Below are 15702 nucleotides of genomic sequence, written 5' to 3'. Positions count from 1 at the left end.
CGACATCATGGCGGGGAACAACCTGTGGATGCAGCGTGATGCGGCGGGGAATGCGAACAGCCAGGTGGTGAACACGTCGGGGAATATTGAGACGCAGAATGGGGATATTACGGTTAAAACTGCCAGCCTGTTAAATCAGCGTGATGGATTAACGTCAACCACAACAACAAGTGCGTCGCCAGCGTATGGTTGGGTTGGGCAGGCAACTGTTGACATACCTGTGTCGGTTCTCGGAATCGATACGCTTGTTCGGGATAAATACAGCACTTATACCCATGACGGTTCAGGTACATGTGGGGGAGTTCCCTGTTTCTTGTATGAGGATACCCATTACTATTACAAACCAATTACAGGCTATGAAACACGTAAATATGCACTAAATCAGATAGCGCAGGTTGTAAATGCTGAGGGTGGAAGCGCTCGTATTTCTTCCGGGCGTAACCTGACTATCACTGCCGCAGAGTTGAACAATCAGGCGAGTGCAATCCTGGCGAATAGCAATATTACGCTTGCAGGAAACACGCTGAATAATCAGAGCTATCAGAGCGGAACTTATACAGAATATGCTGTATATAAATATGTAAGCCCCTCATATGGCGGGGGTTCTCCTGGCTCCTACTCTCCAACCCATCGCAATACTTACTACGACAATGACGTAACCTATGTATTAGATGGGCATGTCACAGAAAGTGAAAATGGTGAAACATACCGTGCCGTCATCCAGGCGGGCGGCAACGTCACCGCAAACTTCACCAGCAACATCAGCAACACCAGTACCACCGCCAACGCAGGCGGCGTCAGCAACGTTATCTCCACCCCGTCGCTGAACTCCCTCAGCAACCAGACCATCGGCAGCGGTGTGCAAAAACAGGGGCTGAGCGCTGCCGGAACCGTGGCGGTGACCTCGCCGCAGTGGAACGATCGGCTTCAGGGGGCGCTGCAGCAGCTTAACGGCGGCGGCGCGCTGGAAAACGGCGGCGCGTCCGGTACGCCTCTCAGCAACATTGGCACCACGCAGAAAGGCAACGCGAACCTCGGCCAGCTGGGCGCACTGGCGAACGCCGGGGTCACCACCGCCGATCTCCGCACCGCGCAGGGCGGCGCCGTCGGGCACTATCAGGGCCAGCGCGTCGACACCAGCGCTTACCCGCTGCCGTCGGGCAACAACGGCTATTTTGTCTTCTCCGACAACCCGAAAAGCCCGTACCTGATCGGCATCAACCCGAAACTGAACGGTCTCGGGCAGCTTGATCCCGCCCTGTTTGCCGATCTGAACGCGATGCTCGGGATCAAACCGTCGTCCACGGCGCCGCAGGAGACGCGGCTGGCGTTTACCGACGAGAAGCAGTTCCTCGGCTCGTCCTATATGCTTGGCCGCCTCAACCTGAACCCGGACTACGACTACCGCTTCCTCGGCGATGCGGCGTTCGATACCCGCTATGTCTCCAACGTGGTGCTCAACCAGACCGGTAACCGCTACCTGAACGGCATCGGCTCCGATCTGGATCAGATGCGCTATCTGATGGACAACGCCGCGGCGGCGCAGCAGTCGCTGGGCCTGCAGTTTGGCGTCTCGCTGACCGCCGATCAGATTGCCGCGCTCGACCACAGCCTGCTGTGGTGGGAGAAAGCCACCGTCAACGGCGAAACGGTGATGGTGCCGAAACTCTACCTGTCGCCGAAGGACGTCACCGTCAACAACGGCAGCGTGATCGCGGGCAACAACGTCACCCTGAAGGGCGGCAGCATCACCAACGGCGGCAGCTCGCTGCTGGCGAAAAACAGCCTGACGCTCGACAGCCAGAACAGCATCAGCAACCTCAGCAACGGCCTGATGAAAGCGGGCGGCGACCTGAACCTGAGCGCCATCGGCGATATCAATAACATCAGCTCCACCATCAGCGGCAAAACGGTCGCGCTGGAGAGCCTGGACGGCAGCATCAACAACCTGACGCAGGTTGAGCAGATTGATATCAACGCCGGCGGGAAGTACGGCAACATCGGCCTGAAGGACACCCTGCTGGGGAACGCTGCGTCGATTACCGCGCAGGATGGCCTGTCGCTTGAGGCAGGGAAAAACATCACCGTCACCGGGGCGAACCTGTCCTCCGGCGGGGATATGCTGCTGAACGCGTGGGGCGATATTGCCGTCAACGCGAATCAGATCAACGACGCATTCAGCTCCAGCCGGGAGAAAACCAGCCGTTCCTCCGTCACGTATCAGGGAAGTAACGTCACCGCGGGCGGCAACCTGCTGGTGAATGCCGGGCACAACCTTGACGTGACCGCCAGCGACCTGAAGGCGGGCGGCAGCGCGGGGCTGAGCGCGGGCAACGATCTGAACCTGAACGCGGAGCAAACCAGTGAAAGCAGCCGGAAAGGGAAAAGCGAATCCCACAGCACCGGGCTCGACCGCACCACGATTTCCGCAGGCGATAACCTGGTCCTGAAGGCCGGGCAGGATATCAACGCCCAGGCCGCCGCGCTGGCGGCGGAGAAAAGCGTCGGGCTGCAGGCGGGTCGCGACGTGAATCTGGCTGCGGAAGAGACCACGCAGGGCGACAGCTATAGGTCAGGCAAGAAAACCGTTATTAACGAATCGGTGCGTCAGCAGGGAACCGAGATCGCCAGCGGGGCGAATACTCAAATCCTCGCCGGACGCGATGTCACCACCGAAGCCGCGCAGGTGACGGCGAAGGGCGATATCGGCGTGGCGGCAGGCCGCGACGTCAATCTCAATACCGCAACCGAGAGCGATTATCACTACAAAGAGCAGACCAAAACCAAAAAAGGTTTCCTCAGCAAGAAAACCACCCACACCATCGAGGAGGACAGCGCGACGCGTGAATCCGGCTCCTTGCTGAGCGGCGACAACGTGCAGGTGGTGGCGGGCAATAACCTGCGGGTGTTCGGCTCCGCCGTGGCGGGCGATGGCGACGTGCAGCTTAGGGCGGGCAACAACGTCGATATCGTGGCGGCCACCAACAGCGACACCTCCTGGCGCTTTAAGGAAGAGAAAAAATCCGGCCTGATGGGCTCGGGCGGGATTGGCTTCACCATCGGCAGCAGTAAAAGCACGCACGATCTTCGTGAGAAGGGCACCACCCAGAGCCAGAGCTTCAGTACGGTGGGCTCGACGGGGGGTAACGTCGCGATTTCTGCCGGAAACCAGGCCCACGTCGGCGGGGCGGATCTTATCGCCGGGAAGGATTTAAGCCTCAGCGGCGACAGCGTCATCATCGAGCCGGGGCACGACAGGCGCACCCGGGATGAAACCTTCGAGCAGAAGAAAAGCGGGCTCACCGTGGCGCTCTCCGGCACCGTCGGTAGCGCTATTAACAATGCCGTGAGCGCGGCGCAGGAGACCAAAGAGCAAAGTGATGGCCGTCTGAAAGCCCTTCAGGCCACCAAAACGGTGCTGTCCGGCGTGCAGGCCGGGCAGGCAGCGGATATGGCGGCAACCACCGGCGACCCGAACGCAATGGGTGTGAGCCTCTCGCTGACGACCCAGAAGTCGAAATCACAGCAGCATGCTGAGAGTGATGCGGTGGCAGGCAGCACGCTGAACGCAGGCAACAATCTCTCCATCACCGCGAACGGCAAAAACAAAGGTGCAAACAGCGGCGACATCGTGATTGCGGGCAGCCAGCTGAAAGCCGGGGGCGACACCACGCTGGATGCACAGAACGATATTCTGCTGTCCGGCGCGGCGAATACCCAAAAAACCAGCGGCAAGAACAGCAGCAGCGGTGGCGGTATTGGGGTAAGCATCGGTGCCGGAGGCAACGGCGCGGGTATCAGCGTGTTTGCCAACGTTAACGCCGCGCACGGCAAGGATAAAGGTAACGGTACCGATTGGACCGAAACCACAATCGACAGCGGCAAAAACGTCACCCTAAAAAGCGGGCACGACACCGTGCTTGATGGCGCTCAGGTTAACGGCAATAAAATCGTGGCAGACGTTGGTCACGACCTGCTGATGCGCAGCCAGCAGAACAACAGCGACTACGACAGCAAGCAGACCAGCGTTGCGGCCGGGGGCAGCTTCACCTTCGGCACCATGTCCGGTTCAGGCTATATCAACGCCAGCCAGGACAAGATGAAGAGCCGCTTTGATTCGGTGGCCGAACAGACCGGGCTGTATGCCGGGGACGGGGGCTTCGACATCACCGTGGGGCATCACACCCAGCTTGATGGCGCGGTTATCGCGTCCACCGCCACGCCGGACAAAAACAGCCTTGATACCGGAACGCTGGGCTTCAGCGATATCCACAACGAAGCGGACTTTAAAACCTCGCACTCCGGTATCAGCCTGAGCGGCGGCGGCAGCTTCGGGGATAAATTCCAGGGCAACCTGCCGGGCGGCATGATCTCCGCTGCGGGTAATAAAGGCCATAAGGAAGGCACCACGCAGGCCGCCGTGGCAGAGGGCTCCCTCACCATCCGCGACAAGGCAAACCAGAAGCAGGACGTGGCCGAACTGAGCCGCGACACCGAACATGCCAACGACAGCATCAGCCCGATCTTCGACAAGGAGAAAGAGCAGAACCGCCTGAACGCGGTTGGGATGATCAGCGACATTGGTAGCCAGGTGGCGGATATTGCCAGGACGCAGGGTGACCTGAACGGGCTGAAGGCGGCCCAGAAAGAAACCGGCGCAACACTCCCCGCAAACGCGACAGAGAAACAGCGCCAGGATTATCTGGCGAAACTGCGAGATACCCAGGCATACAAAAACGTGATGGTGACGTACGGAACCGGCAGCGATATGCAGCGCGGCATCCAGGCGGCCACGGCAGCGCTGCAGGGACTGGCGGGCGGCAATATCGGAGGGGCGCTGGCGGGCGCGTCGGCACCGGAGCTGGCGAACATCATCGGCCATCATGCAGGCATTGATGACAACACGGCGGCAAAAGCGATTGCCCATGCCATCCTCGGCGGCGTAACTGCAGCCCTTCAGGGAAACAGTGCCGCAGCGGGCGCTGTGGGGGCCGCATCCGGCGAACTGATTGCGACAGCAATCGCCAGACAGTTCTATCCGGACACAGACCCGTCGAAGCTGACGGAAGAGCAGAAGCAGACCGTGAGTACGCTGGCATCTGTTTCAGCGGGCATAGCCGGCGGGATTGCTGGGGGAAATACGGCTGGTGCGGCGGCTGGGGCCAGTGCCGGGAAGAATAGTGTTGAGAATAACTATCTGAGCAGTACGCAGGCAGTAGCATTCGATAAGGAACTTTCTGAGTGTCGAAAATCTGGTGGTGACTGTCAGGCGATTATCGATAAATGGAAAAAAGTCAGTGATGAGCAAAGTGCTACAGTTGATGAGCTATTGAAGGATGATCCCCTAACGGCTGTTGGATGGAATAAGGAAGTTGCTGAGGGTGGCTACGATATGACGGAGCGCCCCGGCTGGTTGGGAAATATCGGCGCTGATGTTATGACCAGTGACGAAGCCAAGACCTACGTTCAACAGTGGAATGGTCAGGATCTGGCGAAAATAGACCAAAACAGTCCGGAGTGGATGAAGTATGCGGTATTCGCGTCCGATCCGGAAAATCAGGCCATGCTTGTCAGCGGTGGGCTGCTTGTAAAAGACATAACCAAAGCGGCGCTATCGTTCATGAGCCGCAATACTGCAACGGCTACTGTCAAAGCCTCTGAACTCGGAATGCAATGGGGCCAGGGTAATATTAAACAAGGTATGCCTTGGGAGGATTATGTTGGTTCATCCTTACCCTCCAGTGCCAGATTGCCCCAGAATTTTAAAACGTTTGACTATTATGATGTATCTACTAAAACAGCTGTGAGCGCTAAATCATTGGATACACAGACAATGGCGAAGCTGGCAAACCCTAATCAGATTTACAGTTCGATCAAAGGAAATATTGATGCAGCTGCAAAATTTGATACATACACACTCTCTCGAAAGACAATTGATTCTTCTATGATTGCTAATAGAGAGGTCCAGCTTGCTGTTCCTGCTACTACAACAAAAACGCAGTGGACAGAAATAAACCGAGCCATTGAATATGGCAAGAGTCAGGGTGTGACAGTTAAAGTGACACAGGTGAAATGATGAAATTTAATAAAAGTCAGGATTACAGGGCTAGTTGTTACTATAACTCTGAATTATTGCTTGTTGAGACTCAATCAGGGCTGGGGATGGTCGCTGCTGATCCCCTCTTTCCTCCCCACTTATTGCACCCCGATGCCGATAATCAAAGTATCGGTGAAGTTGTTTTACAAGCGTTGTCAGATAGCCGGACATTGACGATTGAAGAGTGTGATACGTTCTTTGATGTTGAGAAAGGCAAAGCACAATATGCTGCCTGGATAGCAATGTTGATGAAAAAATACGGCTATAAAACCAAACGTGCTTTATTCAAAGATATGAAGAACTGTGGTGTACATTGTATCAATGGTTTTATCACTTTTTCACCAACTCGCCATGAGAAACTAGAAGGTTGGGGAAGAACTAAAGGTGATGGCATAGAGAATGTCGTTCTCTCTGTAGATAGCACTCCAGCCGAAATTGGCGCGGGTCTGCGACTTGCCCTCAGTCGTTGCAAAGGTTGATTCAAAATCCCGCCAAATGTCGGCAGGATTTTTGGATTTGCCCTTTTTCACTTCCAGATAAGACGTATTTGGCCGTATCGTCTTCCGGTCAATTCTGATTCTCCAATAACTACTCTTGCCGTTGGAGGAATATTGCGCATTATTTCAAAAGAAAAGAAGCGCTCTGAAGATCTACCCGAATGAGGGTATAGAACTACCCCAGCCTCTCCACCCTCGTCTCCCCCTCCACCATTGACAGCTGATACAGCGAAAACGATCGCTGTTTCTCAATCAACTTCGCCAGCTCCGGCGAGTGGCTGGTGAGCCAAATCTGCGAGTAGCGGCTGGCCTCGGCGATTAAGCTCGCCAGCGCGGGCAGCATCTGTGGGTGCAGGCTGTTTTCCGGTTCGTTCAACGCGATAAACGCCGGTGGGCGCGGGCTTAACAGCGCTACCGCCAGGCACAGAAAGCGCAGGGTACCGTCGGAGAACTCCGCCGGTTCCAGCGGCCTGCTAAGACCTTCGCGCTGCATCATCATGCGAAAACGTCCGCCGGTGTTGTCGCTGTAAAACACGCAGCCGGGGAAGGCCTGGTCAAGGATGCGCATCAGCAGCAGCTCGTCGCCGATCTCGACGATAGTCTGAAACGCGGCCGCCAGGTTGGCACCGTCGCTGGCCAGCACCGGGGAGCGGAAGCCGACCTGCGGGGCGCGCATCGCCGAGCCAGACGAGACGGAAAACTCATGATAAAAGCGCCAGTTACGCAGGGACTCGCGCATCTGCGACACTTCCGGGTAAAGATGCGGTTCGCCGAGCTGCCCGAACACCGATTCGTTCTCGTACAGCGTGCCGCTGTGGGTCACTTTCTCGTGATGCACGTTGTTCAGAAATACTGCCTGGTTCTTACGCTTCATCAGCTGTGACGAAGGCCGACGGTGCTGACCGCTCAGCCAGATGGACTCCTCTTTGATCACCGGATCGAGCTGAAACTGCGAGGGATAGGGCAGCTTCTCCACAAACCCGACCTGCAGCTCGTATTCGTAGGTCTCTGTTTCCACCGCCAGATTCATCCGCCGCAGCTGGTCGCTGCGGGTTTTGCCTGCCCAGAACACCTTCAGAATGCCGCCCTCGTTTGCCAGTGCCTGGGAAAACTGTCCCTGAGCGGCGCTGTGCATCAGGTGTATCGCCTTGTAGATATTGGATTTCCCGGTGCCGTTCGGCCCGAAGACGATGTTGAGCTGCTCCAGCTCCAGCGACATGTCGCGGATGGATCGGTAGTTTTGAATGTGCAGGGTGTTGATCACTGGCAGGCCCCTTTTTGCAGAATAAGCCTGTATATAATCACAGTCTTTGAGATGAAATGCAAAAAAGAGACGACAGTGAGGATGTCGTCTAAACGGGGTACTGCTTTGGGCCTCTACGGGTCAATGGGGCCTTCGCATTTTTATGATCACTTGACTGCCAGACGCAGACCCAAATCATCAGGATAGGGATCAAAGTAGTTTTGCGTCATCAGATACCGGTCGGGGTATTCGGCCAGGTAGTGCTTCAGCAGCGTGATCGGGGCGAGAATAGGCAACTGTCCGTTGCGATAGTGCAGGATCACGTCGCGCAGCTCGCCGCGCTGGCGGGTGTTCAGCTGGTTACGGAAATACCCCTGGATATGCATCAGCACGTTGGTGTGATTCTTCCGCGAGGCGGGTTTTTTCAGGATGGTCATCAGTTTTTCCCGGTACGCCACGAAGAAGGCGTCCAGGTCTTCCCACTCGTGCAGCGAGGCGACGAACGGGCCGATTTCGCGGTAGCCTGCCTGATGGTGCGCCAGTAGCTGAAGCTTATAGCGGCTGTGAAAATCCAGCAGCCCACGCCGCGTCAGACCTTTAGCGCGCAGCGTGTTTAGCTCGTGCAGGGCAAATACCCGCTCGATAAAGTTTTCCCGCAGCACCGGGTCGTGCAGCCGACCGTCTTCCTCGACGGGCAGCCACGGGTAGGTTTCAAGAAGGGCGGCGGTGAACAGCCCGACGCCCTCCTTGCGGCCCCGGTTGCCGTTTTCATCGTACAGCCGCACGCGTTCCAGGCCGCAGCTTGGGGATTTTGCACAGACGATAAATCCCGACAGATCGCCGATTTTTGGCAGATAGTCCGCCGTAAAGTCGGCCATTTTCTGCGTGAGGTCATCATGAGGCGGCTTGCTGAAACGGAGCTGCGTTTCGCCGCTGTCCGTCAGCGTCAGGCGTATGGCCGGGCGAGGGGTCGGGAGACCGATAGCCATTTCCGGGCAGACGGGCCTGAAATTCACCCACTGGGCCAACTCATCCATGACGAAGCCCATACGCTTGTGTCCGCCGTCAAAGCGAACGGCGGATCCGGTCAAACATCCGCTAATACCGAGCACAGGTTTCGTTGTCATGTTGTAGTCCTCCCGTTCATATAATTAAAACTTACACAACATGACTAATTTGTCCAAGTATTAGCGGAACTATTTTTTTTATTCCTTTAAAATCAACGCGTATTAACTGCCCTTGTAGGTCGAGTAACCGTACTGGCTCAGCAGAAGCGGAATGTGCAGCTTCTCGTTGGTGCGGGTCACGGTAAACAGCACCGGGATCTCCGGGAAGAAGGAGTCCAGCTTTTTGCCGTGGAAGTACTCTGCGGTTTTGAAGGTCACTTTATACACGCCAGGCTGCATGTCCTGATCCTGCGGATAGAGCGATTTGATGCGGCCGTCGTGGTCGGTTTTACCGCTGGCAATCGGGGTCCATTTGTCCTGCTGCTGTTTCTCCAGCGTAACGGTCACGTCTGATGGCGGCATCCCGGTTTGCTGGTCGAGAATGTGGACGCTCAGCGTGCCGGCAGGGGCGCTAAAGGCAGCAGGGGCAAAGGCCATCGAGGCCAGGATCAGCAGAGGGGCAGTTTTTTTCATGGTGTTTTCCTGTTGAGTTATTCGTCACAGGAAAACGTTAGCATCTGCGGCGCGGGAAAATATTCAACTTTTCGTGAAGATTCCCGCAGGAGAAAATTATCAGAGGATAATCACTTCAAGCGATACCTGCTGCTGCCACTGCTCCACCTGTTTTTTCCGCCCGGCGGTGAGTTTGCCGCTGGTGACCAGAAGCCATTTGCGCTCCGGGAAAATTTCCGGTGCCAGCGCGTCAGGCGGAACCGGCAGGATGTCGATTCGGTGGCCCTGCCCGGTGCGCGTTAAGGCTTCGAGCCAGATCTCGCACGGGTCGTTGAGGTGCCAGCCGCTGAGCAGAATGTTATCGCCCGGCGCTTTTTTATCGCCTTCGAGGCAAAACGAGGTGTAGGCGATGATGATGCCGTCGAGGATCGCGCGCAGGGTCATGGCGGCGGCGACGTTGGCCGAGACCTGGCTGCGCAGCGGGCGCAGCACGTTCGCGACCAGCTCCGGCCTTGGGTATTCGCGTCCGGCGTCGTAAATCATCTGGCGCAGGGACTCGACCTTGCCGTCCTGCAGACGTTGCAGCATGTTCTGCTGCAGGGTTTGCCAGTTGTTGGTCCGTCCTGGCGTCGGGCGCTCCAGCAGCGGTTTGACCTGACCGATCGGGACGCCTTTTTTGACCCAGTCGAGGATTTTTAGCGCCTGCTGGACGTCATCGTCGCTGTACTGGCGGTGGCCGCCTTCCGTGCGCTGTGGCTTGAGTAAACCATAGCGACGCTGCCACGCCCGCAGGGTGGTGGCGGTGATGCCGCTGAGTCTGGCGAATTCGCCGATGGAGTAAGCCATGTCCGTGTCCAGAGTGGAGGAATACTCTCAATATACTACGAATTTTCCCGAACGGGATGAAGCGCCGAAACGGTGCACTACACTTAACGTCCAACCGTGCAAATGAAAGGAATTCTCATGAAGCTATGGCCTGTTGTGACCGGTGTTGCCATTGCGCTGACGCTGGTCGCCTGTAAATCCCCCACGCCGCCGAAGGGCGTGCAGCCGATTTCCGGTTTTGACGCCAGCCGCTATCTTGGCAAATGGTACGAGGTCGCCCGTCTGGAAAACCGCTTTGAACGCGGGCTGGAGCAGGTAACCGCCACCTACGGCAAGCGCAGCGACGGCGGCATCAGCGTGCTCAACCGGGGCTACGATCCGGTGAAGAACAAGTGGAACGAGAGCGAAGGCAAAGCGTACTTTACCGGCGAGCCAACCACCGCCGCGCTGAAGGTGTCCTTCTTCGGCCCGTTCTACGGCGGCTATAACGTGATCAGGCTGGACGATAAGTACCAGTACGCCCTGGTCAGCGGCCCGAACCGCGACTACCTGTGGATCCTGTCGCGCACGCCAACCATTCCGGATGCGGTGAAGCAGGATTACCTGAACACCGCGCGCAGTCTGGGCTTCCGAACCGATCAGCTGGTGTGGGTGAAGCAGTAGCCCCTACTGGTAGGAAAACGTAATGCTGGCCAGCGCGTTGGCCGAGCCGGGGACCAGTTCGCCGGTTCGGATGTACTGCGCCTGGAACGGTAACGTGAGCGTCTGCGCCGCCGTGGTGCTCTGGATGAAGAACTGGCCGGTCGCACCCGCGGCCGAGCTGTCCGGCCCCATCGTCAGCGGCCCGCTGCCGTTGTAGAAAAACTGCACCCCAACGCCGGACGCCGTGGAATCTCCGGTCAGAGTCACCACCGACGAGGTGTTCGACGGCGTGGTCTGATCGGTCATCACGGCGTGAACCGCCACGTTCGCGTCGCAGGTCAGGCCGACGGTAAACGTCCCCGATGGCGACGTGCTTCCCACCGTGGGCAGGGTGAGAATATCAATGGTGCCCAGCGCCACGCTGGCGTTTTTGCTGCCGACCGTACACCCGCTGGCGGTCACCGTGATGGTGGTCGGGCTGATGATGACCTGCGCCGTTTTCGTTTCGTTGTTATAGGCGGTGAGCACCGCGGCGTTGATGGTCGGGATGTTATAGACGCCGGATTTCAGCGCCGTACCGGTTTTAATAAAGGTGACTTTTGCTGACCAGCCTAAATCCTGGGCGATTCCTCCCGTCCCATCCGCAGGATAGCTTTGTGTTACGCCGGTTTGCAGGGGAATATATTTTGTCCCCTTAAAGTCCTTTAAACCGATGATATACCCCACGCCCGGTACGCCGGTTTCAAAAATTGTGTAGTTCACGCCGTCGACGTTGACCGTCATCCCGCTCGAGATGGCGCTGCTGCTGGGTTCAAGCGTGCCTTTAGTGCAGGTAAAAATAAACCCACACCAAAATACCTGCTGCACGCTGGCGGTGGCGCTCCAGGTCGAGCCGATAATGCTGCCCGGCACCACGGAATCCGCTGGCCCGCTGTAGGTCATCGGCTGAGGCGAGAGCGTAATGTCCGATTTCCAGTCCAGAGCCTGCACGCTGGCGCAGAAAAGTAATCCGCCGAGAAGAAACGCTAAACGCATCATAGATACTCCGTTGTCCAGGTGGCGAGGGCTGACACATCACCGGCGCTCACCGGCGTAGCGGTGGCAACCAGCTGCGCGTAGAAGGTCATCTGTACGCTGTCATCCCCCGCCGTTCCGTACGTGGTGGTCTTTGTATTCAGGGGAATGAGTACGCTCTCTTTGTCGAGGATCTGCACCGCCACGCCGGTAGCGCCACCGTCGGCAATCTTCAGCAGCTGCGGGTTGGCATCATCTGGCGTACCGCTGAAGCGAATTTTTACGCCAGCAAAGGTTGGCCCGCACGCTTCAAGCCTGAGCGTGAAGGGCGTTTTGATATTGCTGACGGCCCCGGCACGGCTGAACTGTTTAATACCAATGGTGCCCAGCGGCACGTTTTGCTCAACGGAGTCCTGCGCCACCACGCAGGTGTTGCCGATCAAATTGCCGGTGACGGAGACCAGCACGTCGTAGCCGCGAACGGGGAGCGTGAAAACCAGCAGCAGCGCAAGGCAGCCGATCCGAAGCGTTACTGACATACCACCTCCTGAGAATAAAGACCGGTGCGGGCGTTATAGTTCTGCTTGTTTAAGGCGTAGGTAATGGCGCAGCGCTGGCGGCTGCCGCGGCCCCACACGGCGTTCAGCTTGCCCTTCTCTGACAAACCGGAGAGATACAGGCTGCCGCCATCGCCAACGATGCCGCTGGTTTTGTCATCATCGAGCGAGACCAGCGTGCCGAAGGGGAGCACGTCGTTGCCGTGACGTACGATAAACATCGCTTTTGCCCCCTGGTGCGTGGTGAAGGTGGCGCGAACCAGGGCGCCATCGGTAGGCGTTTTGTTGGCGATGGCGTTTTCCAGCTCCACGTCGTTGCCGGCGGTCGTCACGTCCAGCGCGACCTGGTTAACGCGGTACGGCGTGGCGTACGGGATCACCGCGTAGCCACGGCCGTCCGTTTTGATGCCCTTATGGTTAAGCACGGCGACATTGCTGGCTCCCGGGGCTTTTACCAGAATGTTGGTATTTCCGAGCGGCTGGCTCAGCGTCAGGCCATCTTCATGCACTACCGCGCCGCCGCTGATGCCGTAGCTGAGGTTGCGGGAGTCGCTGGCGTAGCTGTAGCCCAGGTTGTAGTCTCCCCACGCGCCTTCGTACTGCAGGGTGGCATCGCCGCCGTAGTGCTGTCGGGAGCTGTAGCGCTGGTTGACGCTATAGAACAGATTCTCCTCACCCGGCAGGTAGCCGCTCACGCCCGTGCTGGTGGTTGTGCCGGTGGAGTCCGCATGGGTCGTGGTAAAGCGCGCGCGGGTCGACAGCGTCGGGTTGCCCAGCGGGACCGAAATCGACATCGACAGGATGTTATCTTTCTTGTCGTCATACAGGCTCGAGCTTCGCTGGACGCTGACGCCAAGCGACACGTTGCGAAACGTGGCGTTCCACGCAAACTGCAGGCTTTGCGTGGTATTTGACGTGTTCCAGTAGGTCTGCTGATCCCACGACAGTGACAGCGAGCCGTATTGTCCCATCGGCTGCGACAGCAGCAGCTGGTTTTTTGCCTTACGCGACATGCGCAGGTTGTACACGGTGTCGTATTGGGTGGTGACGGTGCCATCGTCTTCCACCGTCTGCTTTGGCGATCCGCCCGACATGCCTTTGTACGTGGTGTCGCTGAGGGTATAAAACCCTTTCGTGGAGTAGCGCAGCGAGAAGAAGTTAACCCGCGTGCCAATGTCGTTCAGCAGCTTGCTGTAGCGCAGGCGCACCGAATCACCGGTATAGTGCCGATCGTCCGCCAGCTGGCTGCGGGCGTGGGTCAGGTCGATGGAGTAGGCGCCAAAGCGGCCGAGGTTTTGCCCAAACCCGAAGGCCAGGCCGTTATAGCGATCGGCAAACTGCGCCCCGCCGTAAAACGTCAGGCCGTATCGCCAGCCGTAGAACAGCTCGCCCTGCGCGAAAGCGGGCGCGTCCTGATTGCCCGTCGGACGGTATTTCCCGGCGCCGAGGGCATATTTCACCTGTCCGTTACGCACCAGGTTCGGCACGCTGGCAAAGGGAAGCGTGTATTGCGTTTTGCTGCCGTCGTTCTCCTGAATGGTGACCGCCAGATCGCCGCCCGAGGAGGTCGGGTAGAGATCTTTCAGCACAAACGCCCCCGGCGGGACGGAGGTTTGATAGATGATGTTGCCGTTCTGGCGAACCGTTACGGTCGCGTTGCTGCGCGCGATGCCCCGGACTTCTGGCGCATAGCCGCTGAGGCTGGCGGGCAGCATGTTGTCATCGGTTTTCAGGGCGATACCGCGCAGGCCCACGGAGTCGAACACCTGCGCCGAGGTGTACGTTTCCCCGGCATACACCTGCGCGCGCAGGGCGTGAATATCGCGCTGCAGCCAGGTCTGCACGTGGGTGAGCTCATTGCTGTCTTTGGTCCACGTGGTGAAATCACGCAGCCGCCACGCGCCCAGGTTGACGCCGCTGTTGAGGCTCGCAAACAGCTGCTGTTCCCGCGTGCGCGTCTCGCCGCGATACTCATTGTTCGAGCCATTGACCACGTAATTCAGCCACGCGGCAGGAATGCCCGCCTCCCAGCTTTCCGGGCTGACGTACCCGCGCGGCAAATTGCGCATCGCACTTTGCGGTACGGTGAAGCTCAGGGTGAGCGTCTTCTGGTCCAGATCAAACTGCGTATCCGCAAACGCCTTCGTTAGGAAGATGCAGCGCTGCGCCAGCGGCAGGTCGCCACCCTTCGCCTGATGGCTATCGATGCCCAGCGCGGCGAATTGTTCAGGCGTGAGGCAGGGCAGCGCTTCACCCGTGCTGTCTTCAGCAAGGCGGAACGTGACGTTACCCGTGAACGCATAATTCGTATTGATATACACGTTGAGGTTGTAATCACCCGGCGGCAACGCGCTCCCGGCGTTGACCCAGGCGAGATCGGCGCTGTTTGCGCTCTCGCCGTTGAGGAACGCGGGGTTAAATTGCAGCTCGCTTTCAGCAGCCACGGCTTGCCGAATCACCAGGGAGATCACCGTGGCGCACAGGATTTTTATTTTCACGTGGTCACGCCTTACTGTTTTTATTATTGGGATAACGACGCGCGCGCGGCGGGGGTCCATGCCCCGTAATCGTTAATGGTCTGATAGCTCATGCTGCCCGCATGGCTGAAGGTTTCGGCCAGCGTCACGCTGCCTTTCGGGGGCACCATCACCGGCTGCACCGGCATACCGTCAATTTTCACGTTGATGGTGATGAGGTAGTACGGCGTGGGGTTGCTGAGCGTGACTTTTCCGGCGCGGTAGGCACCGGCCAGTTTTTTCCACGCCTCTCCCGGGCTCTCGCTGAGTCCTTCCGGGCGATAAAAGACCTTGATGCGGTTAGCCGACGCAAACTGCAGCGTATTCCCGGCGCCGCTTTTCGCCTGCTGGGGGATGGCTTTGACCGTCATCCAGTAGAGCGTCTCCCGATCCGCTGGCAGGGCTTTGCCGTTAAACATGATTTTCACCGCGCTTTCGCTGGCCGGTTTTATGACGTACAGCGGCGGCGTGATCGCGAAGTCGTTGGTGCGTTCGCCTTTCTCATTCTCCATCCACGACTGGATGAGGAACGTAGCGTCGGGATGGGTGTTTCTCACCTGCATCATGGCCTGGCTGGTGGCGCTGGAGTAGACCATTCGCGTTGCGCCCAGCCCCACGCCGCCGGCATAGACGGCGGAGGAACATAACGCACCCGCCAGGCAAATCCATGTGTTTACGCGCATAGTGTTTCT

11 protein-coding genes and 1 pseudogene are annotated in these 15702 nt (G+C 58.0%); 4 read left to right on the top strand and 8 right to left on the bottom strand.

Annotated features, from left to right (window positions below):
• Nucleotides 1-1144: 1144 nt before the first annotated feature.
• The 3 genes and pseudogenes from USF70_RS18320 to USF70_RS18315 all read left to right on the top strand — a co-directional run.
• Nucleotides 1145-5203, top strand: a pseudogene (locus USF70_RS18320) (hemagglutinin repeat-containing protein); the annotation flags it as partial.
• Between the two features lie 189 nt (nucleotides 5204-5392).
• Nucleotides 5393-6076: a hypothetical protein gene (locus USF70_RS21770; protein ID WP_340673984.1), complete on the top strand. Its 684-nt coding sequence runs from the start codon at nucleotides 5393-5395 to the stop codon at nucleotides 6074-6076.
• On the top strand, nucleotides 6076-6576 hold the full coding sequence (locus tag USF70_RS18315; protein ID WP_087823663.1) for a contact-dependent growth inhibition system immunity protein: 501 nt from the start codon (nucleotides 6076-6078) through the stop codon (nucleotides 6574-6576). The genes USF70_RS21770 and USF70_RS18315 overlap by 1 nt, the downstream gene beginning before the upstream one ends.
• Before the next feature lie 193 nt (nucleotides 6577-6769).
• Here the strand turns inward: USF70_RS18315 and USF70_RS18310 are convergent, their stop codons facing one another.
• From USF70_RS18310 to USF70_RS18295, 4 genes are all read right to left on the bottom strand, one after another.
• Nucleotides 6770-7858 (bottom strand): AAA family ATPase, encoded by a 1089-nt coding sequence (locus tag USF70_RS18310; protein ID WP_134348312.1) that lies wholly within the window; start codon nucleotides 7856-7858, stop codon nucleotides 6770-6772.
• 146 nt (nucleotides 7859-8004) lie between these two features.
• On the bottom strand, nucleotides 8005-8964 hold the full coding sequence (locus USF70_RS18305; RefSeq protein WP_023333995.1) for a YbgA family protein: 960 nt from the start codon (nucleotides 8962-8964) through the stop codon (nucleotides 8005-8007).
• 102 nt (nucleotides 8965-9066) lie between these two features.
• The gene (gene uraH, locus USF70_RS18300; protein ID WP_033147068.1) at nucleotides 9067-9477 is read right to left on the bottom strand and encodes a hydroxyisourate hydrolase; all 411 of its coding nucleotides are present in this window, start codon (nucleotides 9475-9477) and stop codon (nucleotides 9067-9069) included.
• 99 nt (nucleotides 9478-9576) lie between these two features.
• Nucleotides 9577-10302, bottom strand: coding sequence for a MerR family transcriptional regulator (locus USF70_RS18295; protein WP_320735891.1), 726 nt, complete (start codon nucleotides 10300-10302; stop codon nucleotides 9577-9579).
• Between the two features lie 117 nt (nucleotides 10303-10419).
• Between USF70_RS18295 and USF70_RS18290 the strand changes: the two genes are divergently transcribed.
• The gene (locus tag USF70_RS18290; RefSeq protein WP_029740779.1) at nucleotides 10420-10944 is read left to right on the top strand and encodes a lipocalin family protein; all 525 of its coding nucleotides are present in this window, start codon (nucleotides 10420-10422) and stop codon (nucleotides 10942-10944) included.
• A gap of 3 nt (nucleotides 10945-10947) precedes the next feature.
• Here the strand turns inward: USF70_RS18290 and USF70_RS18285 are convergent, their stop codons facing one another.
• From USF70_RS18285 to USF70_RS18270, 4 genes are read right to left on the bottom strand one after another with little or no spacing between them, the layout of a single operon-like run.
• Nucleotides 10948-11958, bottom strand: coding sequence for a fimbrial protein (locus tag USF70_RS18285; RefSeq protein WP_320735893.1), 1011 nt, complete (start codon nucleotides 11956-11958; stop codon nucleotides 10948-10950).
• The gene (locus USF70_RS18280) at nucleotides 11958-12476 is read right to left on the bottom strand and encodes a fimbrial protein (RefSeq protein WP_246946843.1); all 519 of its coding nucleotides are present in this window, start codon (nucleotides 12474-12476) and stop codon (nucleotides 11958-11960) included. The genes USF70_RS18285 and USF70_RS18280 overlap by 1 nt, the downstream gene beginning before the upstream one ends.
• Nucleotides 12467-14992: a fimbria/pilus outer membrane usher protein gene (locus tag USF70_RS18275; protein WP_320735890.1), complete on the bottom strand. Its 2526-nt coding sequence runs from the start codon at nucleotides 14990-14992 to the stop codon at nucleotides 12467-12469. The genes USF70_RS18280 and USF70_RS18275 overlap by 10 nt, the downstream gene beginning before the upstream one ends.
• Nucleotides 14993-15015: 23 nt before the next feature.
• A complete protein-coding gene (locus USF70_RS18270) occupies nucleotides 15016-15693 on the bottom strand; it encodes a molecular chaperone (protein WP_320735889.1) in 678 nt (225 codons plus the stop codon).
• Between the last annotated feature and the right edge of the window lie 9 nt (nucleotides 15694-15702).

It is taken from the genome of Enterobacter sp. 237C8 (assembly GCF_034106865.1).
Classification (GTDB): Bacteria; Pseudomonadota; Gammaproteobacteria; order Enterobacterales; family Enterobacteriaceae; genus Enterobacter; species Enterobacter asburiae_B.
This window is presented reverse-complemented; position numbering and strand designations above follow the sequence as displayed.